This window comes from Nonomuraea fuscirosea, assembly GCF_003001935.1.
Taxonomy (GTDB): Bacteria; Actinomycetota; Actinomycetes; order Streptosporangiales; family Streptosporangiaceae; genus Nonomuraea; species Nonomuraea fuscirosea.
The window spans coordinates 152,736-174,292 of record NZ_PVNG01000011.1 but is presented as its reverse complement, the minus strand read 5'-3'; the positions used below and the strand labels follow the sequence as shown (position 1 = coordinate 174,292).

Sequence of the window (21,557 nt, the reverse complement as noted above, 5' to 3'; positions counted from 1 at the left end):
TCAGGGACGCCGCAGTCTCACGGCGAGAAAGGACGGCGCTTGGCGGAGCTTGTCGTACGCAGCTTCATCGAATTCCCGCAAGGCGGCCGTGGGCCGGGGCTCGACCAATTGCTCCAGCACGAACCCGGCGGCCAGGAGCTCGCCCAGAAAGGTCTCCAACGGCATGCGCTGGTAGTGGATCGAATGCTCACCACCGGCGAGAACCAGGTCACTCCATTCGTGACTGAAGTACGAACCTCCGAAGTGATCCCAGTCGGCTGTGGGATGACTGGTGGACATCAGCAGCCATCCACCTGGTCGCAGCACACGGCATAGCTCGCTCAGCAACTGCTCCCGATTCCTGATGTGGTGAAACACGAGGGCACAGACCGCACCGTCGAATGACGCGTCAGCAGCGAAGGCGAGCGGCTCTTCCAGATCGTGCAGGACCAGTTCCGCATGCCCGTTCAGGCGCACTCGCGCATGGCGCAGCAGCGTGGCACTGCCCTCGATCCCGACGACTTGGGCACCGCGAGCCGACAGTTCGGACGCGTAGTGACCCGCCCCGCATCCCACGTCCAGAATCCGAGCACCGGAAACGTCGCCGGCGAGCCGCAGCATCGCGGGTCTGTCCGTGTAGGCGTTGTGGGGGCTCGTATCAGCACGTTCGGCGAAGAAGTCACCGAGCCCGTCATGGTAAGCGGTCGCTTTCTGCATCGGGACATCATCGCGGTGCACGCAAGCCGACCGCTATCGGGTTTCTCTCGATCCTGGTACAGGTCCTTCATCCGGCAGCACTTGCCGAGAACGCTTGGCCGATAAGGGCCAGCCACTTACCACGATGCCGCGACCCTCCCGGTGCTGAAGCCGCCAGAGTCCCTTACCGAAGACATAGATTCAAGAAGTGAGCCGCATCCCGCGTGTTGTCGTACCGGATGTGATCGCAATCTTCCTCAACCCCAGAATCGCGGTGGCGGTGGTCCCGGCGGGATGATCAAAGCCTGGGGCCTGAGACAAACGAACCAGTCAGGCGCAAGCCACCCTGGGCGCCCCCTCGCCACCGCCCTCGATGGCACGACGATCAGGCTCTCGACCTCAGCCGTTGCCACCATGAAGGCTTGCTGACACGGGCGATCGTCCCGTGCGGTGCCTCGCCGGTCATGGCGTACTTGAAGAACGCCTCAAGATTGTGCTCGTTCCCCTCATGGATCCGCTTGGCGACTTTGTTATGCGGATATCCGCGGAGTTCTTCAGGGCTCTCCACCGCAGCGGCCTTCTCGTCCGTGCAGTACACCCATTTCCAGTCACCGTTCCGGACGATCATCTCGCCCAGATACGCCCCCGCACCCATGATCACGCTGTGAATGACCTCAGGAGGCGGCTTCGACGCGACGAACTCGGCGCAGTAGTTGTCGAGGTGGTGAATGAACGCGGGGTCCCAGTCGAAGGCGTATCCGTCTTCGCGTGTGTGCTCCACGAAGAGTTCGGCCAGGGTTCGCATGTGTTCGGCAGTCTCAGCGTCGCTGGGTGGCGGTTCCTGCTCCGCTTTCCTGCCCATCATCGACTCCTACGTCCCGGTCCGGATCATCAGCGCAGCTTCTCATGGCACGGTCTGGGAACGGAAGCTTCGTCCACTTCCCCGTCCGACTGATCAGCCCCTCTGCCGTTGGCCCGACCGAAGAGAGCCAGGGCCACGGGTAGCAGGTGGAGCGCCACAGCGAGGCCGCGACCCTTGCCTGCCCGGCTTGTCCCGGACGATGGCGGGCGAGATGGTCAGGCCTGCTCCTTGAGCATCTACGCCCGGAAACCAGATGTGAGGGCGGGCCTTTGAGCTGGGCGGAAACTTGGTGGCGAGCGACCATGGATGACTCCTCACCCCTTACGCGCGGCCGTGCGCGCCACTGGCCCGGGCAGCATCTTGCATGTCTAAGTTAGAGTGCTAAGTTAGGTGAGTGGACCGGAATCTGAGTTTCAATCTGCACGTACTCACCGCCCGTCTGGACCGAGCGGCCGACCGGATCCTGCGAGCGGAGCACAACATCTCCTACAGCCGCTTTCTGGCGCTGACCCTCGTAGGGGAACTGGGCGCCTCAACGCAACGGGCCCTCGCCGAATCCCTCGGTGTGACCGAGCCGTCGGTGAGCCGCATGACCGCCATCCTCGCCACTGAGGGATTTCTCGACGTTCAGCCCGACCCGGCCGGAGGGCATCGCCGGCAGTTGAGCCTCACGGACAAAGGAAAGCAGCTGGTGGCGTCGGTCCAGCAGGGCCTCGAAGAACGGATGGCCGCACTCGTCGCACACAGCGGAGTGCCGTACGCCGAATACGCCGAGCACACCGCGCGGCTGCTGTCCACATTCGACCGCGCAGAACGGGAGAGAACCGAATGAGCCAAAGTATTCACACCCCGCCGGCCCACCAGAACATCGTCTCCTCAGCTGACGGCACACCGATCAGTTATCAGACGATGGGCACCGGGCCGGACCTCATTGTGCTCGGCGGCGCCCTGCGCACCTCGGAGGACTACCTGCCGCTAGCCTCCATCCTGGCCCGCTCCTTCACGGTGCATCTCGTCGAGCGGCGAGGGCGCGGCGCCAGCGGCCCTCAGGGGTCCCAGTACGCCTTAGCGAAGGAAGTAGAAGATCTTCTTGCCGTTCAGGCGAAAACCGGTGCGCGGTTGGCGTTCGGTCACAGTTACGGTGGCCTCGTCATCCTTGAGACCGCACGGTCGTTCCAGGTGTTCGACCGCATTGTGGTCTACGAGCCCGGCGTGCCCGTCGCTCCCGTCCCCACCGGCTGGATGTCCCCGTACCGGGAACGGCTGGCCGCGGACGATTCTTATGGCGCGTTCGTTCACTTCATCCGGGGGTCGGGTGGTGCGCCGGCCTTCCTGGCCAAGCTGCCGTACTGGTATCTGCGTTTTGCGTTGCGCATCGGCTTCCGCGGGCCGAGCTGGCAGCGGATGCGGCCCCTTTTGCCGGCCAGTTTGGCCGAGCACGAGCAGATTGCAGCCCAGCAGGGCAGGCTCGCCGAGTTCGCGGCCGTCACCGCTTCGGTGCTGCTTCTTTGCGGAAGCCGCACCGCGCGCGCCGGCAGAGCCGAGTTCGCGGCCGTTCGCGACACTCTTGCCAACGCCACACTCGAGACCTTGAACGGCCTCAACCATTTCGGGCTGGAAGGAAAAACGGCCCCGGTTGTGGCCGAGCGGGCCGCGGCCTTTCTTCTTTGAGCGGTTCGGCCAAGCGGTCTCGCGATCCTGCGCAACCACCGTCACACCGGCGACAATCCATGAGGCGCACACCACTGATGGAGGAGTGAGCGGAGTGAGCGAGCGTAGGACTTGGGCCGACAGGAAGTCCGAAACATGAGTCGGCCCGGTGCCGGAGCTGCCCATGAGGCGACCAAGATCCGGTTCAACCGGGTGAAGCTGTACTCCCGGCGGCACCCTCGTCCTCGACAGCGAAGGACTGACCAAAGCTGTCCTGCGCGACCGTACGGTCACCGCATGGCTCGCTCTCGCTCGTGCTGACGACCTCCGCGTCATCACCTCTACCGCCACCCTCGTCGAGGTGGTCCACCCCCGCGTCGACCGGTCGGCGCTGGAATGGACGCTGTCCCGCCTCGTCATCGAGCCGGTCACCGAACCGATCGCCCGCCACGCCGCCACACTCCTGTCGAACGCCGGCCTGCACGGGCACAAGTGAGCCATCGACTCCTTCCTCACTGCCACCGCCCTCGCAGCCCCAGGCCCCGTCACGGTCCTCACCTCCGACCCCCAGGACCTCGCCCGTGCTGTGCGGTGTACGCGTCACTGTCATCAGAGTTTGAGTCATGTCCCGGCCCTGCCGGCTGCTGCCGACGTTCTTGACGGCCTCAGCACTGATGGTGGTCTGTCGCCGGTATTCGCGGCCGAGGCTTGAACTCCTCCTCTCATCTCTCCCGTTCCTCGCGACACGGATGACGGCAACGGCCCGGCCGCCGCAGCGGGCACGTTCTCGGGGGTCCGCACTGACGACTCCTGGTGGATTCTTTGATCATCGGGATCTGGGTTCGATGTAGAGGCTGATCGGGTGGTGTTGATAGCCGATCCGGTTGATCGGCGTACAGAGATTGCTGGAGGGGGAGTCACCCCTCTTCACAGCTTGTTGAACATTTGTTGTACGATGGTGTCATGAGCACTCCAAGCACTGTGGGCTTCCGACCCACCGATGACGACAGTCGGATTATCGACTCGCTTCGCCGCGAAGGTGAGTCCAACTCCGACGTGCTGCGCCGGGGATTGCGCGCACTGGAGCGCGTGGAGTGGGAGCAGCAGGCCCGTGCCGACATGGCGCGCCTGGCTAATGAGGGCGAGGACCTGTCGCAGCTTCCCGACGAGTGGGAATACACAGAGGACGGCGACATCCGGATCATCGACACCGGCATCGTGGTTCCGGCTCACCGTGAGGCCGGACGGTGATCCGCGGCGGCGTTTATCCAGTTGATCTCGGTGATGCCAAGCGCGGTCACGAGCAGCGCGGCAGACGCCTCGGCATCGTCGCCAGCATCTCGCAGGACCACTGGTCCACGGTGACGATCGTGCCTACGTCGACTAGTGCCCGACCGGCTGGATTTCGGCCCAGGCTGACCATTCAGGGGCGCGAGACGTGCGCGCTGATCGACCAAATCCGCACTATCGACACCCAATATGTCCTCGGCGGGCTGTACGACCACCTGGACTCCGTCGCCATGGGACAGGTCGAGTATGCGCTGGTCCGCTATCTCGGCCTGGACGCGAACCTCGCCCTGTGGGGCAGTTGAGTACCTTGCTTGCAATGCCCGGCTTCTCGGCCTCGGAGACGGAGGAAGTGGAAGCCGGAGCTGTCACGGTGCTAATCGGGGCCGAGGGTGCAAGTCGAAGCGGGTAAGTGATGATGACGAGGACGACCCACCAAACATGTTCCCGTCGAGTGATCCCGAGGGGTCCTCTACCAGGCGAACCGCATAGTGATCGTTTTGCCAGACAGACCCGACGGCACGCATGACATGCAGAGATCGCAGGCTCCGAGGAAAGACAAAGTCCAGGCCCCGAGTTCACCGGTCTACCTGGGCTTTCGCTACGAGAGCGGGTGACGGGAATCGAACCCGCGCTGTCAGCTTGGGAACTGCATCGATCACGGCCCACTGAGGTGCTGAGCTGGGCGGGAGACCGGTCCTGAGTGACCGTGGTTGACCCCTCGTCACCCCTCTTAATGGCCCGCTAATGGCCGGGCGATCAGCCCGCGATCCAGGATCTCTTGCGCGACGCCCGCACCCTGTCCGCTTGATCATCCCGTCCCCACTATGGGTCGCCAATGGCCACGATTGCGGTCTGCAGCTCACGGGCATCGCCCACCCGGATGTCAGATCCGTTGGCGACAGCGCCAGCTCAGGTAGGCCGAGATCGGCAGCCAGCCGCTTGCGTTTGCTGCGCTTGTTGCGGATAATTCGCTTACAGCGGGGAAGGATAGACACATGACAGGAACGCAACTCGCAAGCTCGATCAAACCTGGCAGCCTTGACCCGGAGCAGTCAGAGCGAGCCCTACGTCGCATCAAGGAGTACCTGATGCGACATCCGGAGGAAAAGACCATCGAGGTTGCGGCAGAGGTGGTTGGCGACGACGCCTTGGTCCTCCCGCGCGAAGCCGTGTCGATGCTGGCTTTCATCCTTGCTCAGGTCGCCGAGGGGCGAGGCGTGCAGGTGATGCCGTCGCACGCGGAGCTGACGACACAGCAGGCAGCGGCCATGCTAAATGTCTCGCGTCCGTATCTCATCGGCCTATTGGAGGCCGGCGCCATCCCGTACCGGCTGGTCGGCAGGCATCGACGAATCCGGCATGACGACCTCATGGAGTACAAGCGTCGGGACTCGGTTAAGCGCAGAGGGGCGGCCGACGAGCTGAGCGAACTAGGCCAGGAGCTGGGGCTGTAGTCATGCCTTTTGTCGTGATCTACGATGCCAACGCCCTATTCGGCAACACGCAAAGGGACCTGCTGATCCGGCTAGCGCAATCTGGCCTGGTTCAGGCCAAGTGGACACACGCGATCCTGGATGAGGTACAGCGGAACCTCGCCGCGAAGCTGCCAGATATCGCTCCAGCCAAGCTGGAGCGGCTGCGCGAACTGGTGATTGACGCCGTCCCCGACTGCATTGTCGAAGGGTACGAACCGATCATCGAGGGTCTTAAGCTGCCAGACCCTGACGACAGGCACGTGCTGGCTGCGGCCATCAAGGCGAACGCCCAGGTGATCGTGACGTCGAACCTGCGGGACTTCCCAGTCGAAACGCTGGCCACATGGGGCGTAGAAGCCAAAAGCCCGGACGACTTCGTCCTTGATCAGATTGACTTCGATGACCGCGTCGTCTGGGCTTGCGTGCAACAGATCGCGGACTCACGCACTCAGCCGCCACAGACTATCTACGACGTTCTCGACGCTCTGGAGCGCGCCGGCCTCGTCGAAGCGGTTGCGGCCCTGCGCAGCTGAGCGAACTCGTCAAGCAAGGGCTCGAGCCCAGCGACGACGCAGGGACTGACGACGGCGGCCGAACACTCGAACCAGTCGGGTGATCACGGCAAGATCAACTGTCTCGGACGAATCTGGCACGACAGCGGAACCAGGCCCCGACAAGATCAAAGCCCAGGCATCGAATCCATCGGTCCACCTGGGCTTTCCCTATGAGAGCGGGTGACGGGAATCGAACCCGCGCTGTCAGCTTGGGAATTGCAGGGATCTTGGCTCGTAGGGGCGTTGACCTGGGTCTAAGACCGGTCGTGAGTGACCGTGGTTGACCCCTCGTTACCGCCCTTAATGGCACGCTAATGGCACGACGATCAGCCCGCGACCTGGTGTTTCCCGCGCAACGCGCGCACCCTGCCCGCCTGATCATCCCGTCTGCCGTCGACCCGCCCGAAGGGGAAGCGGGCCAGGGCCACGGATACCAGATGGAGCGCCCCACCGGACGAACGATCTGGTATCCGTGGCCCTGGCCCGCTCGGCTTGTCCCGGGTCGATGGCGGGCGGGATGATCAGGCTTCCACCTCAGCCCACTACGGCTCTCCGCGCCGTGCGGCGATCATCCCAGAGCCGGAGCGCCCCCGCCGGAGGCTTGGCTTGAGAAGAAGCCCTTGTCAGGGTTGTCCAACCAGGCCATGTACCACTCGTAGAAGTCTCGTTCTCGGACGACGCCGCCGTCAGAGCCTTGATCGTCGAACCAAACCTCTCCAGCGACAGGGCCGTTCACCACCAGGCGGTGGAAAGCTCCGCATCCGAATTCGGCCACGACTAACGATCCGGTGATCCAGCGCGGCTCCCCATAGTCCTCGGGCTGCTCATCGAGCGGAGGTGCCCAGTCCTCGGTGTGTGGGAACGGCGTTGCGTAGAAGTCGGGGTAGGCGTGTTCTTTCGCATCCAGCCGCAGCGCTTCCTCGATGGTGAACAGCCCGTACGAGGGACCTGCTCCACCATTTCCAACCTTCGTCAAGAACGCCCGGAAGGTATCGGGGAATTTGATCCCTGCTTGATTCTCAAGCCTTGCGGCTTTCCGTTCGGAGAGTTTTCGTCCCAGCCGGTAGTGATGCCGGGACGCCCCAAAACGTCTGTGCTTGGGGTCCTGGCGCTTGATCTCGGCAAGACGGCGATGAACGAGATCAGCGTTCCACACGAGGACTCCAGCTACTGGCGAGGGGTTGCAACAAGGTATCTCAATCGAAGGCGGCCCGGGCCGCCGACTGCCGGGACCGGCCCCCAGGCCGCATGCCCGGCCGCCGAGCGGCGGAGGGCCGCGAGGCGGCGCGCAGCGCCGCCCTTGATATCTACAAGAGCTATTCGGCAATGTTCCGGTCGAACACCACGGCCTTGCGGGTCTCGACGATGAGTTCCACGAGGTCGGCTACGAGCTTGGGGCTTGCTGCGATCGTCGCGTGGGCGGTCATGCTGTGCGGGCTGCCGTCGAGATCGACCATTGTCGCCCCGGCTTCTCGGGCGATGATGACGCCCGCTGCGGTGTCCCGTGGGTTGTTGCTGAGCATGATGGCGGCGTCGATCCTGCCGTGTGCCACCCACGCGAGATCGATCGCGGCTGAACCGAACATTCGAATGCGCTGAACGCGCGCGGCAAGTTCTTGGGTCAGGGCGAGCCGCGGCCGGTTGCGCTCCTCCGCGTTCTCCCCCACGGCGTAATCACCTATCGCCACAATCGCACTCTGCATCTCTTGGGCATCGCTCACCCGGATCGCAGTCCCGTTGGCGAAAGCGCCGGCCTCTTCGGCCGCCGCATAGCGGAGGTTGAGGAATGGCAGGTCAATCACTCCAAGCGTGGGCGTGTCCTGGTCGACCAGGCCCAAGGAGACGCCGCAGAGCGGGATGTCGTGCAGGAAGTTGGCCGTCCCGTCTACAGGGTCCAGAGCCCATATCAGGCCGTTGCCCAGGCGACTGATGCCTTCCTCTTCGCCGAGAAAGCCGATCTCGGATGTCTCGCGGGACAGGAACTCCCGTACGGCGTGCTCTACGCCGTAATCCACTTCCGTCGCCATGTCACGGTCGCCCTTGGCTGTGACGACGCCGGGTGCCTTGGTGCGGATGATCTTGCTGGCGATCGACACAGCCTGTTCAGCGATGGGGAGCAGCGATCTTGCGTCGACGGTCATACGGGTGTGCTCCGCTCCACATATCCCTGAACACCTGGTCGAAGATGGGGAACAGCCCTCTGCGGCAGAGTTGTCCCTGATCACAAAGGTAGGTGTATCGGCTCCGTGTGCCTGCGGTAGGTGGGACTGGACCACGCACAACGCCCGGTCCACGATGATCACGTTGAAGCGGATCGTCTCGTCCGACACTCGCGCAACGCGCACATACCGCCAGTCTGATCACCCCGTCCGCCGCCGACCCGCGCGAAGAGAAAGCAGACACACCTTTCAGCTTGATGTCGCGATACTTCCTTTCTCACGCGGCCGTGATGGCCCGAAATTCTACTGGCGCGGAGACGTCACCACATCGATCTCCAACGCCGCCGCCAACCGCACCATCAGCGGAATCGTCGGCATGTGCGCCCCACCCTCCAAGCGGGAGACCTGCGGCTGCGTCATACCGGACCGCTCAGCCAACTCCGCCTGCGACAAACCCAGCTCGACCCTGCGGCGATAGACGGCCGCACCAAGCTCCTGCCCTAAGCGTGCCTCCTCCACCATCGCGGCATACTCGGGACTCACCGCCTCACCAGAAAGCCGCTTGGCCTTGATCGTCTTCCACTTGCAGTGCCCGGCCATCCCCTCCCCTCATAAAGTCCATGCGCGGCACCGTGCTCCAGCCGCCGACCATTCATTCAGCCATCGCCTTGCAGGCGCGCTCCCCATCCCGTGGCGCCTGTCTCGCGTCTCGTAGAAAGCAGTCAGCAGGACCGCCCGGCCAGCCAATGGGTGGGCCGCACGGGACGACTCGCCACAGAGGTAAACGACTCCGGCATGGTGGGCGATGACGACGACTGCGGCGGTGTCCCATGAGCTGCCTCGACATGATGCCGGCGTCAGTCTCGCCTCTGCCGCTCTGTTCAGCGAATCCGCTAAGTGATCGTGGGCGGCAAGCTCGCACCGACCCGGTGGAAAGGGCCCGAGAGGAGCGCTAGCGAGGCCCGCTCGGGGCGGGCATCAGCCAGCCCACCGTGTAACCAGGCAACGGGCGGGGGCGAGCGAAGCGAGCGGGGTTTTCAGGGGGTCGAAGGGGGCGGAGCCCCCTGGGCGACACAGACTGGAGCACCCGTGCGCGAAGCGCCCCAAGTGGAAGGCCATGCAGTGAGGCCCAGGAAAAGGCTTGGAGCGGGTGACGGGAATCGAACCCGCGCTGTCAGCTTGGGAAGCTGATGTTCTACCATTGAACTACACCCGCGTGCGGCCCGAAGGCGCGTCCCCCACTCTAGCGGAAACTTGGCGCACTTCAGCAATCTCAGCCCCACCCAACTTCGCACCCCATCCCCACCCGACCGGTAAGTTGCTCCCCGTGTTGCTATCTGACCGTGACATCCTTGCCGAGATCGACTCCGGCCGTCTGGCTCTGGATCCGTTCGACCCGGAGATGATCCAGCCCTCCAGCATCGACGTGCGGCTCGATCGGTTCTTCCGGGTCTTCGAAAACCATAAATATCCGCACATCGACCCTTCGGTCGAGCAGCCGGATCTGACGCGGATGGTGGAGCCGAGCGGGGACGAGCCGTTCATCCTGCATCCGGGTGAGTTCGTGCTGGCCTCCACCTACGAGGTCGTCAGCCTGCCCGACGATCTGGCCTCGCGGCTGGAGGGGAAGAGTTCGCTGGGGAGGCTGGGGTTGCTGACGCATTCGACGGCCGGGTTCATCGATCCGGGGTTCAACGGGCACGTGACGTTGGAGCTGTCGAACGTGGCGACGTTGCCGATCAAGTTGTGGCCGGGGATGAAGATCGGGCAGCTGTGCGTGTTCCGGCTCAGCTCCCCGTCGGAGCACCCGTACGGGTCCGCCAAGTACGGTTCGCGCTATCAGGGCCAGCGGGGTCCGACCCCGTCGCGGTCGTACCGGAACTTTCATCGGACGAAGATCTGAATGAGAAGAGCCGCACTAGATGAACAACAGGTGAACATCAGCGGAACAAGTAGGTGACCAAGATCGGGACATCGCCCGCGCACGAGGTGTTTTGACCGGCTCTCGAAGAGGTTCGAGGTGCAGAGAAACGCCGAAAACTACGTGGAATCGCGGTGTCGCAGAACCTCCGCCGGGTAGCCAGTAGGCGAAGGGGACATGAAGTTCGCATTTCGCCTGGTTAGCCATAACCTCATCCACGGACCATCCCCGCACATCTGGAGAACGACGTGCGCCTGCGTCTCACGCCACGTGAGGACAGCTACTACGACCTGTTCGCCGACTCCGCGAACAACCTGGTCACGGCATCCCGTCTGTTGGTCGAGATCATCAGTGACGGCTCGGACAGGGAAGCCCTGGCCGAGAAGATGCGCGCCTGCGAGCACGCCGGTGATGAACGCACCCACGCGATCATGAACCGGCTCAACGAGAGCTTCATCACCCCGTTCGACCGCGAGGACATCTACCGGCTCGCCTCGAACCTCGACGACGTCATGGACGCGATGGAGGCCGCCTCCGACCTCATCGTGCTCTACCAGATCGATCACCTGCCCAAGGACGTCGTACGGCAGGTCGAGGTGCTGGAGCGGGCAGCGGAGCTGACCGCCGAGGCGATGCCGCGGCTGCGTTCGATGAAGAACCTCAACGAGTACTGGATCGAGGTCAACCGGCTCGAGAACCAGGGCGACCAGGTCTACCGGCGGCTGCTGGCCAAGCTGTTCAGCGGTGAGTACGACGCCCTCACGGTGATGAAGATGAAGGAGGTCGTCGACGCGCTCGAGGAGGCGGCCGACGCCTTCGAGCACGTGGCCAACACGGTCGAGTCGATCGCGGTCAAGGAAAGCTAGGACCAGCGGTGGACCTCACGCTCGGCCTCGTCATCGGCGTGGTCGTCATAGCCCTGATCTTCGACTACACCAACGGGTTCCACGACGCGGCGAACGCCATCGCCACCTCCGTCTCGACCCGCGCCCTGACCCCCAGGGCCGCGCTGTTCATGGCGGCGGCCATGAACTTCATCGGCGCCCACCTGGGCACCCAGGTCGCGCAGACGGTCGGCAAGGGCATCATCGACGCTCCCGACGGCTCGCACGGCCTGGTCATCGTGGCCGCGGGACTCATCGGCGCGATCACCTGGAACCTGATCACCTGGTACTTCGGCCTGCCCTCCTCCTCCAGTCACGCGCTCATCGGCGGCCTGGTGGGCTCCGCGCTGGCCTCGGCCAGCGTGGTGCACTGGGACGGCGTGGTGGCGAAGGTCGTCATCCCGATGGTGCTCTCGCCGCTGATCGGGTTCACCCTCGCCGCGGTGATCATGATCGCGATCTACTGGATCTTCCGCAACAGCCAGCCGGGCAAGACGAACCGCGGCTTCCGCTACGCGCAGACCGTCTCGGCCGCCGCCATGGCGCTCGGGCACGGGCTGCAGGACGCGCAGAAGACGATGGGCGTCATCTTCCTGGCCCTCACCGTCGGCGGCTTCGCGCAGCCGTCGGACGGCATCCCGCAGTGGGTCATCCTCGCCGCCGCGGGAGCGATCTCCGCGGGTACGTACGCGGGCGGCTGGCGCATCATGCGCACCCTGGGCCGGCGGATCATCGCGCTGGACCCGCCCCAGGGGTTCGCCGCGGAGGCGGCGGCGGCGACCGTCCTGTACGGGGCCGCCATCGGGTTCGGGGCGCCCATCTCCACCACGCACACGATCACCTCGGCGATCATGGGCGTGGGGGCCACCAAGCGGCTCAGTGCCGTGCGGTGGGGGGTCGCGGGGAACATCGTGACCGGATGGATCCTGACCATCCCCGCGGCCGCGCTGGTGGCCGCTCTGTCCTACTTCGTCCTGCACGCCGTCGTGGAAGGGTAACGAAGCCAGTCCGCCGGATCACTCCGCCGGCGCGTACATCACGTCCACGTCCCACCGGTTGAAGCCGAGGGACTCGTACAGCCGGATCGCCGCCGTGTTGGTCTCGTCCACGTACAGCATCGCCTGGGCGAGACCGCGCGAGCGCAGGTGGCTCAGCCCGGCCAGGGTGAGGATCTTGCCCAGGCCGGTGCCCTGCTGGGAGGGGTCGACGCCGACCACGTACACCTCGCCCAGCGGCTCGTGGCCGTGGTCGGACGAGCCGTGGATCTTCGTCCAGTGGAAGCCGACGAGCCGATCACCTCTGAAGGCCAGGAAGAAGCCCTCGGGGTCGAACCACGGCTCCTGCTCGCGCCGCAGCAGGTCGTCCATCGTCCAGGCGCCCTGCTCGGGGTGGTGGGCGAAGGCGGCCGCGTTGACCTTGAGCCAGGCCTCCTCGTCGCGTCCGGCGACGAAGGTGCGCACGCTCACGCCCTCGGGCAGCGTGTACGGGGCCAGCGGCGCGTACAGGGAACGCCGCATCTGCCACAGCGAACGCACCCGGTCGAAGCCGAACGCGGCGGCCAGGGCGCCGGCGCCGGCGTGGTCCCCGTGGGCCCACAGCCGCGGCCTGCCGCCGGTCAGCTCCATGACCGTGCGCAGCACGCGCGTGCCGTGCCCGTGGCGGCGATGAGCGGGGTGGATGACCAGTTCCACGCTCGGCCCCTCGACCTCGTCGGTCGGGTCGACGTGGGCGTAACCCACCAGAGCGTCATCCGCGTACGCCAGCAGCGAACGCGCCTGCGCGTCGCCGCCGTAGCGTAGATGGAGCATCACGTGCTCGTTGAGCGGGCGGACGCCGTCGGTCTCCGTCGCCGCCGCCACCAGGCCGAGCACCCCGTCGATCTCCTGGTCGTCCAGCCGTTCCCTGATCTCCACGCGCGCAGTCACAGAACGAACTCTAGGCGGCCGACTGGCAAATAACGCCATGCGGCTGCCCGGCAAATCGTTACCTTTGCGACATTGGCTGCATGGCTTCCCGCCGTAACGTCTTGGGCCATGACGTCTCGTTCCTTCCTCCGGCTGGCGCTGGCCGGAGCCGTCGCCACGGGTGGGGTCCTGTTCACCACCCTTCCGGCGGACGCGGGCAAAGCCCCCAAGACGGTTCCCGTCCGGCTGCTCGCGCTCAACGACTTCCACGGCAACCTCGAACCGCCGACCGGGTCCTCCGGCCGCATGGTGGACGAGAACGGCAACACGGTCGACGCCGGCGGCGCGGCCTACGTGGCCACGCACATGAAGGGCCTGACCGACAGGAACACCATCGCCGTCGCCCAGGGCGACCTCATCGGGGCGACGCCGCTGGTCTCGGCGGCCTACCACGACGAGCCGTCGGTCGAGTTCATGGGCAAGCTGGGGCTCAAGGTGGCCGCGGTCGGCAACCACGAGTTCGACGAGGGCTACACCGAGCTGCGCCGGATCATGAACGGCGGCTGCCACCCGGTCGACGGCTGCTCGCCGGCCGGCAAGTGGAAGGGCGCCACGTTCGACTACGTGGGCGCGAACGTCCTGTTCAAGAACCCCCGTGAGCGCACCGACGCGCTGGCCGCCCTCGGCGGGTCGAACTCGGCCAAGGTCAAGCAGGCCCTGGCCGACTGGGGCGTGCCCGCGCTGCCGCCCGTCAGCATCAAGATGATGAACGGCGTGCCGATCGGCTTCATCGGGCTGGTCACGCAGACGACGCCGAGCATCGTCACGAGCGAGGGGATCAAGGACCTCAAGTTCGTGGACGAGGTCAAGGCGGCGAACGTGGCCTCCAAGCTGCTCAAGCTGGTCGGCGTGAAGGCCCAGGTCGTCCTGGTGCACGAAGGCGACCAGGTCACGGCCGGCCAGTCGCCGGACGCCTGCAGCGCCGTCCCGGGCGCGGGCAACCGCATCGCCACGCAGGTGGACCCCGAGGTCGACCTCATCCTGAGCGGCCACTCCCACCAGGCGTACCTGTGCAAGGTGAAGGACCCGGCCGGCAAGGACCGCCTGTTCTCCCAGGGCGGCTCGTTCGGGCGCGTGATCACGCAGGTCGACCTGAGGGTGAACACCAAGACGCGGGACGTCGAACGCGCCTCCGTCGTCGCGGACAACCACGTCGTGACCCGTACGGTCCCCGCCGACCCCGAGATCTCGGCGTTCGTGCAGACCTGGAAGGACCGCGTCGCCCCTGTCGCGAACCGCCCGGTCGGGACGATCAGCGCCGACATCACGAACACGGCCGCGCCGTCCGGGGAGTCCCCGCTCGGCAACCTCATCGCCGACGGTCAGCTCGCCGCCACGCGGACGGGCGGCAACGCGCAGATCGCGCTGATGAACCCGGGTGGCGTACGGGCGTCGCTGGCGTACGCGAGCTCTCCCGTGAACGAGGGGGACGGCGTCGTCACCTACGGCGAGGCGTTCACCGTGCAGCCGTTCAACAACCTGATGCAGGTCGTCACGCTGACCGGCGCCCAGCTCAAGACGGTGCTTGAGCAGCAGTTCACCGGCGGGCCGAACAACCAGGCCTTCACCAAGATCCTGCAGCCGTCGGCGAACTTCACCTACACCTACAGCCGGAGCGCCGCCTGGGGCTCCAAGGTCTCCGACATGAAGATCGACGGGGTGCCGGTGACGGACACCCAGACGATCCGGGTCGCCGCCAACAACTTCCTGGTGGGCGGTGGTGACGCCTTCCTCGCCTTCACCGAGGGCACGGAGCTGTGGAGCGGGCCGCTGGACATCGACGCCTTCGTCGACCAGCTCGGCCGCGACAACCCGATCGCCCCGCCGGCGACGAACCGCATCACCGCTGTGGACTGAGCACTGTCACGAGGGTCCGTCTCCGTGCTGGAGGCGGGCCCTCAGCGTTTCCAGGCCAGCCACTTGCGCTCGATCTCCGCCTCCAGGTCCACGCCGTGGTTGCGGGCCATGAGGACCACATGACACAGCACGTCGGCCAGCTCGGCGCGGAAGTCGGCGTCACGTTCCTCCTCGGTGCGGCCCTTGGTCCTGGCCCGGCCGGTGAGCATGAGGAACGCCTGCGTCAGCTCGCCCACCTCCTCCTGCAGCTTGAGCAGGAACCAGGTGTCGTCGCGTTCGACCCCGATGGCGTTCGCGTAGCGGGCCGAGATCGGCTCGATCTCGTCGGAGAGCTCACGCAGATCCATTCCGCCGAGTCTAGGGCCGCCGCGGCGGCCGGTCCGCCGGACCGGGCCCGGCTGTAGGAGCAGAACGGCCGGGGCTCAGGATCGGTGCAGGGGCAAGACGGCTGGGGCTCAGGATCGGTGCAGGGGCAGGACGGCCACGAATCGGGCGCCGGGCTCGTGGTCGGCGAGGGTGAGGGTGCCCTTGTGCACCGTGGCGATCTCCCTCGACAAGGGCAGGCCGAGGCCGCTGCCGCCCTTGTCCTTGGCCCTGGCCGCCTCCAGCCGGGTGAACCGCTCGAACACCCGCTCCCTGTCCTGCGGCGCGATCCCGTCGCCGTCGTCGGTCACCGTCAGCACCACCCGGTCCCCCCGTACCGTCACCTCGACGTCGATGCGGGACGCGGCGTGCCGGGCGGCGTTGTCGAGCAGGTTGGTCAGCAGCCGGTCGAGCTGCAGCGACGAGCCGTGGACCGGGGCCTGGTCGCACAGGTCCGGATGAATGGGGATCTTGCCGCCTTCGCGGCGGCGTACCTGGTCGGCGACCAGGCCGCACAGGTCCACCACCCCGCGCTGGGTGATCGCGCCCGCGTCGAGCTTGGCCAGCATGAGCAGCTCGTCGATGATGCCGGTGAGGCGGTCGGCGGCGGCCAGGGCACGCGCCCCGGCGACCGGCCAGTCGGTCTCACCGGGGTAGGCGCCGGCCACCTCCAGCTGGGCGCGCAGGGCCGAGACCGGGCTGCGCAGCTCGTGCGAGGCGTCGGCGACGAAGCGGCGCTGGGTCTCGGCCGAGCGTTCGAGACGGTCGAGGGTGTGGTTGGTGGCGGCGGCCAGCCCCGCGATCTCGTCGCCGGTCCCGGGTACGGGGACGCGCCGGCTCAGGTCACGCCCGGTGATCTCGGCCAGCTCGGCCCTGATCCGCTCGACCGGCCGCAGAGCGCCCCTGACCACGGCCCAGGTGATGCTGCCGATCAGCCCCAGGATGAGCGGGATGCCGAGGAACACCATGAGGTGGATCACCATGAGGCCGCGCTCCACGTCGGCGAGGGAGGAGGCCCCGTACACGGTGACGGGGCCGTCGGGCGTCCGCACCCGGATGGCCTTGACCAGGTGGTTGGTCTCGGCGTCCTCCTCGTGCCTGGTCAGCTCGATCCTGGTGGTCTCGACCCGGTCGAACGTGCCCGGCCGTAGCGCCGCCGTGACGCGCGCCGCCTCGGGGAAGGAGGGGCTGCTCGCGACCACCGTGCCGTCGTCCGCCACCACGCGGAGCAGTGGCACGCGGGCCGGCGGCTCCAGTTGCGCGGGCAGGTTGCCGTTACGGGCTTCGATGGCGACCCGTCGTACGGCCAGCTCGACCCGGCCGTGGACGACGCCATGCAGGCTGTCCGGCACGATGCCGAGCGTGAGGAAGGCCGAGCCGATGAGGACGACGCCCGCCACCAGGACCGCCAACGTGGTCAGGCGCGCCCGGATCGAGCGGGGAAACAGCCGCACACCCCATCCCACCCTCCGTGCAGCATCACTGTGTGTCACATTTACCCGCCGCAGGGCTTCACAACATGGACTTTCGCCGGAGGCTGAGCGAATGGCGGCTACTCTCCGTACATTCCGCTCCGGGCGATTCCGCTGACGGCGTGCACGGGTTCCGCCCTCGGGTCGCGGCGGGCAGGGTGGAGGCCATGAGGGTTCTGGTGCTGGGTGGTACGGAGTTCGTCGGCCGGGCGGTCGTGGACGAGGCGCTGGCCATGGGATGGGAGGTGACGGTCTTCAATCGGGGCAGCCAAACCCCGCCCGCGGGAGTGAGGGCGCTGCGCGGCGACCGGTCGGCTCCCGGCGGTCTGGCGGCGCTGGAGCGCGGCGAGTGGGACGTCGTGGTCGACACCTGGTCGTGGGCGCCCGTCGCGGTCAGGGACGCGGCCGCGCTGCTGGCCGAGCGGGCCGGCCGATACGTCTACGTCTCCAGCCGGTCGGTCTACGCCGATCCGGTGCCGTTCGGGGCGGACGAGAGCGCGCCCGTGGTGGCCGCCTCGGCCGGCGACGGTGACGGCGACTACGCGCGCAACAAGGCGGGCGCCGAGCTGGGGGCCGTGGCCGCCTTCGGCGATCGGGCGCTGCTGGCCAGGGCGGGGCTGATCCTCGGGCCCTATGAGAACGTCGGGCGGCTGCCGTGGTGGCTGAGCCGGATGGCCAGGGGCGGGCCGGTGCTCGCGCCCGGCCCTGCGGAGGCGGGGCTGCAGTACATCGACGCCCGTGACCTGGCCGCCTGGTGCCTGCGGGCGGCCGAACGGGGCGTCGGCGGGGCGTTCAACGTGGTGAGCCAGCCGGGGTTCACCACGATGCGGGAGCTGCTGGAGATCTGCGCGCGGGTGACCGGGGCGGGAGCCGAGCTGCGCTGGGTCGAGGGCGAGCGGCTGCTGGCGGCCGGGGTGCGGCCGTGGACCGAGCTGCCGATCTGGCTGACGGGCGAGGACTCCGCCTTCATGTACGGCGGCGACGTCGGCAAGGCGGTCGCGGCCGGGCTGGAGATCCGGCCGGTCGAGGAGACCGTCGCCGACACCTGGGCCTGGCTGCGGAGCATCGGCGGCAGGGCCCCCATGCGTCCCGACCGCCCAGCCGTGGGCCTCGACCCGGCAGTGGAGGCCAAGCTGCTCGGCGAGTGAACGGGCAACGGCTTCAAGAGGCTGGGCCGGAGATGGCGTCACGCAGGTGAGGAGGCTTCACGAGGGTGAGCGGAGGCTGACTTCACGAGGGTGAGGGGTGGGTGGTCTTACGGGGTGAGCGGGAGGTGTGGAGGAGGTCGTAGAGGGCGGCGGACAGGGCGATGGCGACCGCGAGCACCACCACGAGGAGCCCGTGCCTGAACGCCGTCGCCCAGCCCTGCCCCAGCGAGCCGAAGAACGTCGTGCCCGCCGCCGCGATCCCGATCGCCGACCCGAGGCGCTGCCCGGTCTGCAGCACCCCCGCCGCGCTGCCGCCGCCCTCCGGCGGCACCTCCGACAGCGTGATGGCCTGGTTGGGCGAGATGACCAGGCCGCTGCCCGTGCCCGCGAGCAGCAGGGGCAGCGCGGTCGCCAGCCCCGTCGCCTGTCCTGGCACCAGCGCGGTGGCCGCCATCGTGGCGAGCAGCCCGGCGATCACCATGGACAGCCCGATGGCCACCAGCCGCCGCCCCAGCCGCCCCACCAGATGGCCGCCGACCACGGCCGCCGAGGCCGAGCCGAGCGCGAACGGAGTGATCGCCAGCCCGGCCAGCAGCGGGCTGTAGCCGTGCCCGCTCTGCAGGTACAGCGTGAAGATGAAGAAGATGCCGGTGAAGCCGGCGAAGTAGAACAGCGCGATGGCCGAGCCCAGGCTGTAGGAGCGCTTGCGGAAGAGCGCCAGGGTGATCAGTGGCTCGCGCCGGTAGAACCGTTCCCAGGTCACGAATCCGGCCAGCACCACCAGCGCGGCCGGCACGAGCAGCCACTTGGCCTCGCCCTCCCACTGGTGCCGCTGGATGAACGGCAGCAGCAGCCCCGCCACGCCGATCCCGAGCAGCAGCACGCCCACCGGGTCCATGCTCTCCGGCCGCCGGTGCACCTGCCGCTGCCTCGGGAGCAGCTTCCAGGCCAGCGGCAGCAGCATGAGCCCGATCGGCAGGTTCACCAGGAACACCCACCGCCATCCGTGAGCGGCGCCGAAGGCGGTCACCAGCGCGCCGCCGATCAGCGGTCCGGCGGCGGTGGCCACGCCGATGGTGGCGCCGAGGGCGCCGAAGGCGCGGCCCCGCTCGTACCCCTGGAACATCTGCTGGATCATGCCGGAGACCTGCGGGTTCATCATCCCGGCCGCCAGGCCCTGGATCAGCCGCGAGACGATCAGCACGTTCATGCTGCCGGCCAGGCCGCAGGCGGCGCTGGAGAGGGTGAAGAGCACCACGCCCCACATGAAGATCGTCCGGCGGCTCCTGGCGTCGCCCAGCCGTCCGGCCGGGACCAGCAGGAGGCCGAACGTGAGCGCGTACCCGGACACCGTCCACTGCAGTCCGTCGTCCGAGGCGTGCAGCCCGTCGCGGATCGACGGCAGCGCGACGTTGACGATGCTCACGTCGAGCCCCGTCATGAACGCGGCCACGAGGCAGACGGCCAACGCGCGCCGTCGCGGATCCGGCGCCGCCACGAATCACCCCCTTAGGCGCCCCTCAAGGCACCCCTCAGGCGCCCTCTCAAGGGTGCCTCCCAGACGCCCGTCTCCGGCGGCTCCCGCAGGCACCCCGTCAGGTGCCCGTCCCCGGCGGCCACCCGCGGGCAAGCCCCTCGGGTGCCTCTCCGGCGCCCCTCGCGCTTGCGCCTGCCCTCTGTGCTCGCCCCCTGTGCTTGCCCGCTGCGTCTGCCCTTTGCGCCTGCCCCTGTGCTTGCCTTCGTGCTCATAATTCCCGACAAATCCGGAAATATCTTTGAGCGATGATTTCTTTGCCCGCAGCCCCCGCCCGCGGGTAACGTCCGATCATGGGAACGATGGCGGTCGAGCAGAACGGCATCAACGCGGTCCCCGAGGGGGAGCGGCGAGGCCGGCCGAGAGACCTGTTCTGGCCCTGGGCGGGCTCCAACCTGTCGCTGTTCGGCGTGGCCTTCGGCGTCTACATCGTCGGCCTGCAACTCGGCGTGGTGCCCGCGATCGTCACCGGCGCGATCGGGTACGCGCTGTCGTTCCTGCTGGTCGGCCTGGTGGCCATCGGCGGCGCCCGCTCGGGCGTGCCGACGATGACGCTGGGACGGGCGCCGTTCGGCTACCACGGCAACAAGCTGCCCACCTTGTTCTCCTACATCTCCAACGTCGGCTGGGAGATCGTGCTGGTCACCCTCGCGGCGCAGAGCGGCGCGGAGATCCTGCGGCGGCTCGCGCCCGGCATCCCGGCCACCACGACCACCGCCGTGTGCTTCGCGGTCGCGGCCCTGGTCGTGATCGCCGTCGGCGTGTACGGCCACGCGATGATCATGGTGGTCCAGCGTTGTCTGACGTACGTGTTCGTCGTGCTCACGGTCGTCTACATGGCCCTGATGGCGCCCAGGCTGGGCGGCTCGCTGGAGACCACGGCCGGGCCCGGCGGCTGGGTGGGCGGGGTGATCTTCGCCATGACCCTGCTCGGCCTGGGCTGGGTCAACTGCGGCGCCGACTACTCGCGTTACCTGCCCGCGAACTCCAGGCCGCGCTCGGTGGCCCTGTGGACGATGCTCGGGGGCGCGCTGCCGCCGATGGTGCTGCTCGTGTTCGGCGTGCTGCTGGCCGGGGGCGATCCGAAGCTGGCCGAGGCGGCGGGCGCCAACCCGGTGGCGGCGCTGGCCGAGGCGTTGCCCACCTGGTTCCTGCTCCCGTACCTGCTGACCGCCATCGGCGGGTTCCTGGCCGGGGCGATCATGGACATCTACTCGTCCGGGCTGTCGATGCTGGCCCTGGGCGTGCCCGTCAGGCGGCACTACGCGGTGCTGATCGACGGGGTGCTGATGGTGCTGGGCGGCTACTACCTGCTGTTCGTCTCCACCAGCTTCCTGGCCACCTTCCAGGCGTTCCTCGCCATCGCGGGCGTGGTGATGGCGGCCTGGGTAGCGATCTTCCTGGTGGACATGTGGCGGCTGCGGGCGGGCGGCGCGTCGTACGACGAGCGGCTGCTGCGGCAGGGCGCGCCGGCGCTCAACGGCGCGGGGCTGGTGTCGCTGGTGGTGGCGTCGATCGTGGGGCTGGGGCTCATCGTCTCGGCCGACCCGTACATCGCCAGGGTGGTCGGCTTCCTGATGAGCGAGGAGTTGAAGGGCGGCACGTTCGGCAGCGCGAACATCGGCGTGGTGATCGCGCTCGTGCTGGCCGGGCTGCTCTACTTCGCGATCACCGCCGTCGGCGGCCGCCGCCGGGAGGACGCGCGCGCCTGAACGTCCACTACGCTTGGTGATCGATGATGGACGTTCC

At 67.3% G+C, this 21,557-nt stretch carries 22 protein-coding genes and 1 tRNA gene; 13 read left to right on the top strand and 10 right to left on the bottom strand.

Going from position 1 to position 21,557, the window contains the following annotated elements; genetic code table 11:
* Both B0I32_RS25535 and B0I32_RS25530 read right to left on the bottom strand, forming a co-directional pair.
* Entirely contained in the window at positions 1–696 is a 696-nt protein-coding gene (locus B0I32_RS25535; protein ID WP_106243939.1) for a class I SAM-dependent methyltransferase, read from the bottom strand.
* A 364-nt stretch (positions 697–1,060) separates the two neighbouring features.
* Positions 1,061–1,540: a hypothetical protein gene (locus tag B0I32_RS25530; RefSeq protein WP_146178314.1), complete on the bottom strand. Its 480-nt coding sequence runs from the start codon at positions 1,538–1,540 to the stop codon at positions 1,061–1,063.
* A gap of 391 nt (positions 1,541–1,931) precedes the next feature.
* On the opposite strand from B0I32_RS25530, the gene B0I32_RS25525 reads away from it, so the two are divergent.
* From B0I32_RS25525 to B0I32_RS25495, 7 genes are all read left to right on the top strand, one after another.
* Positions 1,932–2,369 (top strand): MarR family winged helix-turn-helix transcriptional regulator, encoded by a 438-nt coding sequence (locus tag B0I32_RS25525; RefSeq protein WP_106243934.1) that lies wholly within the window; start codon positions 1,932–1,934, stop codon positions 2,367–2,369.
* Positions 2,366–3,208 carry an alpha/beta fold hydrolase gene (locus tag B0I32_RS25520; protein WP_106243932.1) on the top strand — a complete coding sequence of 281 codons (843 nt, stop codon included), beginning with the start codon at positions 2,366–2,368 and terminating at the stop codon, positions 3,206–3,208. The genes B0I32_RS25525 and B0I32_RS25520 overlap by 4 nt, the downstream gene beginning before the upstream one ends.
* A gap of 340 nt (positions 3,209–3,548) precedes the next feature.
* A complete protein-coding gene (locus B0I32_RS61025) occupies positions 3,549–3,683 on the top strand; it encodes a hypothetical protein (RefSeq protein WP_281262618.1) in 135 nt (44 codons plus the stop codon).
* Positions 3,684–4,150: 467 nt separating this feature from the next.
* Positions 4,151–4,438: a hypothetical protein gene (locus tag B0I32_RS25510; protein WP_106244371.1), complete on the top strand. Its 288-nt coding sequence runs from the start codon at positions 4,151–4,153 to the stop codon at positions 4,436–4,438.
* Positions 4,435–4,779 carry a type II toxin-antitoxin system PemK/MazF family toxin gene (locus tag B0I32_RS25505; protein WP_106243929.1) on the top strand — a complete coding sequence of 115 codons (345 nt, stop codon included), beginning with the start codon at positions 4,435–4,437 and terminating at the stop codon, positions 4,777–4,779. The genes B0I32_RS25510 and B0I32_RS25505 overlap by 4 nt, the downstream gene beginning before the upstream one ends.
* Positions 4,780–5,472: 693 nt before the next feature.
* Positions 5,473–5,931, top strand: coding sequence for a helix-turn-helix domain-containing protein (locus B0I32_RS25500; RefSeq protein WP_106243928.1), 459 nt, complete (start codon positions 5,473–5,475; stop codon positions 5,929–5,931).
* A gap of 2 nt (positions 5,932–5,933) precedes the next feature.
* Positions 5,934–6,485 carry a PIN domain-containing protein gene (locus tag B0I32_RS25495; RefSeq protein WP_106243925.1) on the top strand — a complete coding sequence of 184 codons (552 nt, stop codon included), beginning with the start codon at positions 5,934–5,936 and terminating at the stop codon, positions 6,483–6,485.
* 589 nt (positions 6,486–7,074) lie between these two features.
* Here the strand turns inward: B0I32_RS25495 and B0I32_RS25490 are convergent.
* The 4 genes from B0I32_RS25490 to B0I32_RS25475 form a co-directional block, all read right to left on the bottom strand.
* On the bottom strand, positions 7,075–7,662 hold the full coding sequence (locus B0I32_RS25490) for an SMI1/KNR4 family protein (RefSeq protein WP_106243923.1): 588 nt from the start codon (positions 7,660–7,662) through the stop codon (positions 7,075–7,077).
* A gap of 160 nt (positions 7,663–7,822) precedes the next feature.
* The gene (locus B0I32_RS25485) at positions 7,823–8,647 is read right to left on the bottom strand and encodes an inositol monophosphatase family protein (protein ID WP_106243921.1); all 825 of its coding nucleotides are present in this window, start codon (positions 8,645–8,647) and stop codon (positions 7,823–7,825) included.
* Positions 8,648–8,968: 321 nt separating this feature from the next.
* Positions 8,969–9,265 carry a helix-turn-helix domain-containing protein gene (locus B0I32_RS25480; protein WP_106243918.1) on the bottom strand — a complete coding sequence of 99 codons (297 nt, stop codon included), beginning with the start codon at positions 9,263–9,265 and terminating at the stop codon, positions 8,969–8,971.
* 542 nt (positions 9,266–9,807) lie between these two features.
* A tRNA-Gly gene (locus tag B0I32_RS25475) sits at positions 9,808–9,881 on the bottom strand.
* Between B0I32_RS25475 and dcd the strand changes: the two genes are divergently transcribed.
* From dcd to B0I32_RS25460, 3 genes are all read left to right on the top strand, one after another.
* Positions 9,867–10,568, top strand: a complete 702-nt coding sequence (gene dcd / locus B0I32_RS25470) for a dCTP deaminase (RefSeq protein ID WP_181307769.1) — start codon at positions 9,867–9,869, stop codon at positions 10,566–10,568. The two genes, B0I32_RS25475 and dcd, sit on opposite strands and share 15 nt — an antisense overlap.
* A gap of 266 nt (positions 10,569–10,834) precedes the next feature.
* Positions 10,835–11,452, top strand: coding sequence for a DUF47 domain-containing protein (locus tag B0I32_RS25465; protein WP_106243913.1), 618 nt, complete (start codon positions 10,835–10,837; stop codon positions 11,450–11,452).
* An 8-nt stretch (positions 11,453–11,460) separates the two neighbouring features.
* Positions 11,461–12,468 carry an inorganic phosphate transporter gene (locus tag B0I32_RS25460; RefSeq protein WP_106243911.1) on the top strand — a complete coding sequence of 336 codons (1,008 nt, stop codon included), beginning with the start codon at positions 11,461–11,463 and terminating at the stop codon, positions 12,466–12,468.
* 18 nt (positions 12,469–12,486) lie between these two features.
* Here the strand turns inward: B0I32_RS25460 and mshD are convergent, their stop codons facing one another.
* The gene (mshD, locus tag B0I32_RS25455; RefSeq protein ID WP_245956020.1) at positions 12,487–13,395 is read right to left on the bottom strand and encodes a mycothiol synthase; all 909 of its coding nucleotides are present in this window, start codon (positions 13,393–13,395) and stop codon (positions 12,487–12,489) included.
* A gap of 108 nt (positions 13,396–13,503) precedes the next feature.
* Here mshD and B0I32_RS25450 point away from each other — a divergent pair, with 108 nt between their 5' ends.
* Positions 13,504–15,291, top strand: a complete 1,788-nt coding sequence (locus B0I32_RS25450) for a bifunctional metallophosphatase/5'-nucleotidase (RefSeq protein WP_106243906.1) — start codon at positions 13,504–13,506, stop codon at positions 15,289–15,291.
* Between the two features lie 41 nt (positions 15,292–15,332).
* On the opposite strand, the gene B0I32_RS25445 is transcribed toward B0I32_RS25450, so the two are convergent.
* Positions 15,333–15,638, bottom strand: a complete 306-nt coding sequence (locus B0I32_RS25445; protein WP_106243903.1) for a MazG nucleotide pyrophosphohydrolase domain-containing protein — start codon at positions 15,636–15,638, stop codon at positions 15,333–15,335.
* Between the two features lie 108 nt (positions 15,639–15,746).
* Positions 15,747–17,108, bottom strand: a complete 1,362-nt coding sequence (locus B0I32_RS25440; RefSeq protein WP_106243902.1) for a sensor histidine kinase — start codon at positions 17,106–17,108, stop codon at positions 15,747–15,749.
* A 185-nt stretch (positions 17,109–17,293) separates the two neighbouring features.
* On the opposite strand from B0I32_RS25440, the gene B0I32_RS25435 reads away from it, so the two are divergent.
* Positions 17,294–18,274 carry an NAD-dependent epimerase/dehydratase family protein gene (locus B0I32_RS25435; RefSeq protein ID WP_106243900.1) on the top strand — a complete coding sequence of 327 codons (981 nt, stop codon included), beginning with the start codon at positions 17,294–17,296 and terminating at the stop codon, positions 18,272–18,274.
* A gap of 82 nt (positions 18,275–18,356) precedes the next feature.
* Here B0I32_RS25435 and B0I32_RS25430 read toward each other — a convergent pair whose 3' ends face one another.
* Positions 18,357–19,772: an MFS transporter gene (locus tag B0I32_RS25430; protein WP_245956019.1), complete on the bottom strand. Its 1,416-nt coding sequence runs from the start codon at positions 19,770–19,772 to the stop codon at positions 18,357–18,359.
* 329 nt (positions 19,773–20,101) lie between these two features.
* Between B0I32_RS25430 and B0I32_RS25425 the strand changes: the two genes are divergently transcribed.
* Complete coding sequence (locus B0I32_RS25425; RefSeq protein ID WP_106243899.1) at positions 20,102–21,520, top strand: purine-cytosine permease family protein; 1,419 nt, start codon at positions 20,102–20,104, stop codon at positions 21,518–21,520.
* Positions 21,521–21,557 lie beyond the last annotated feature (37 nt).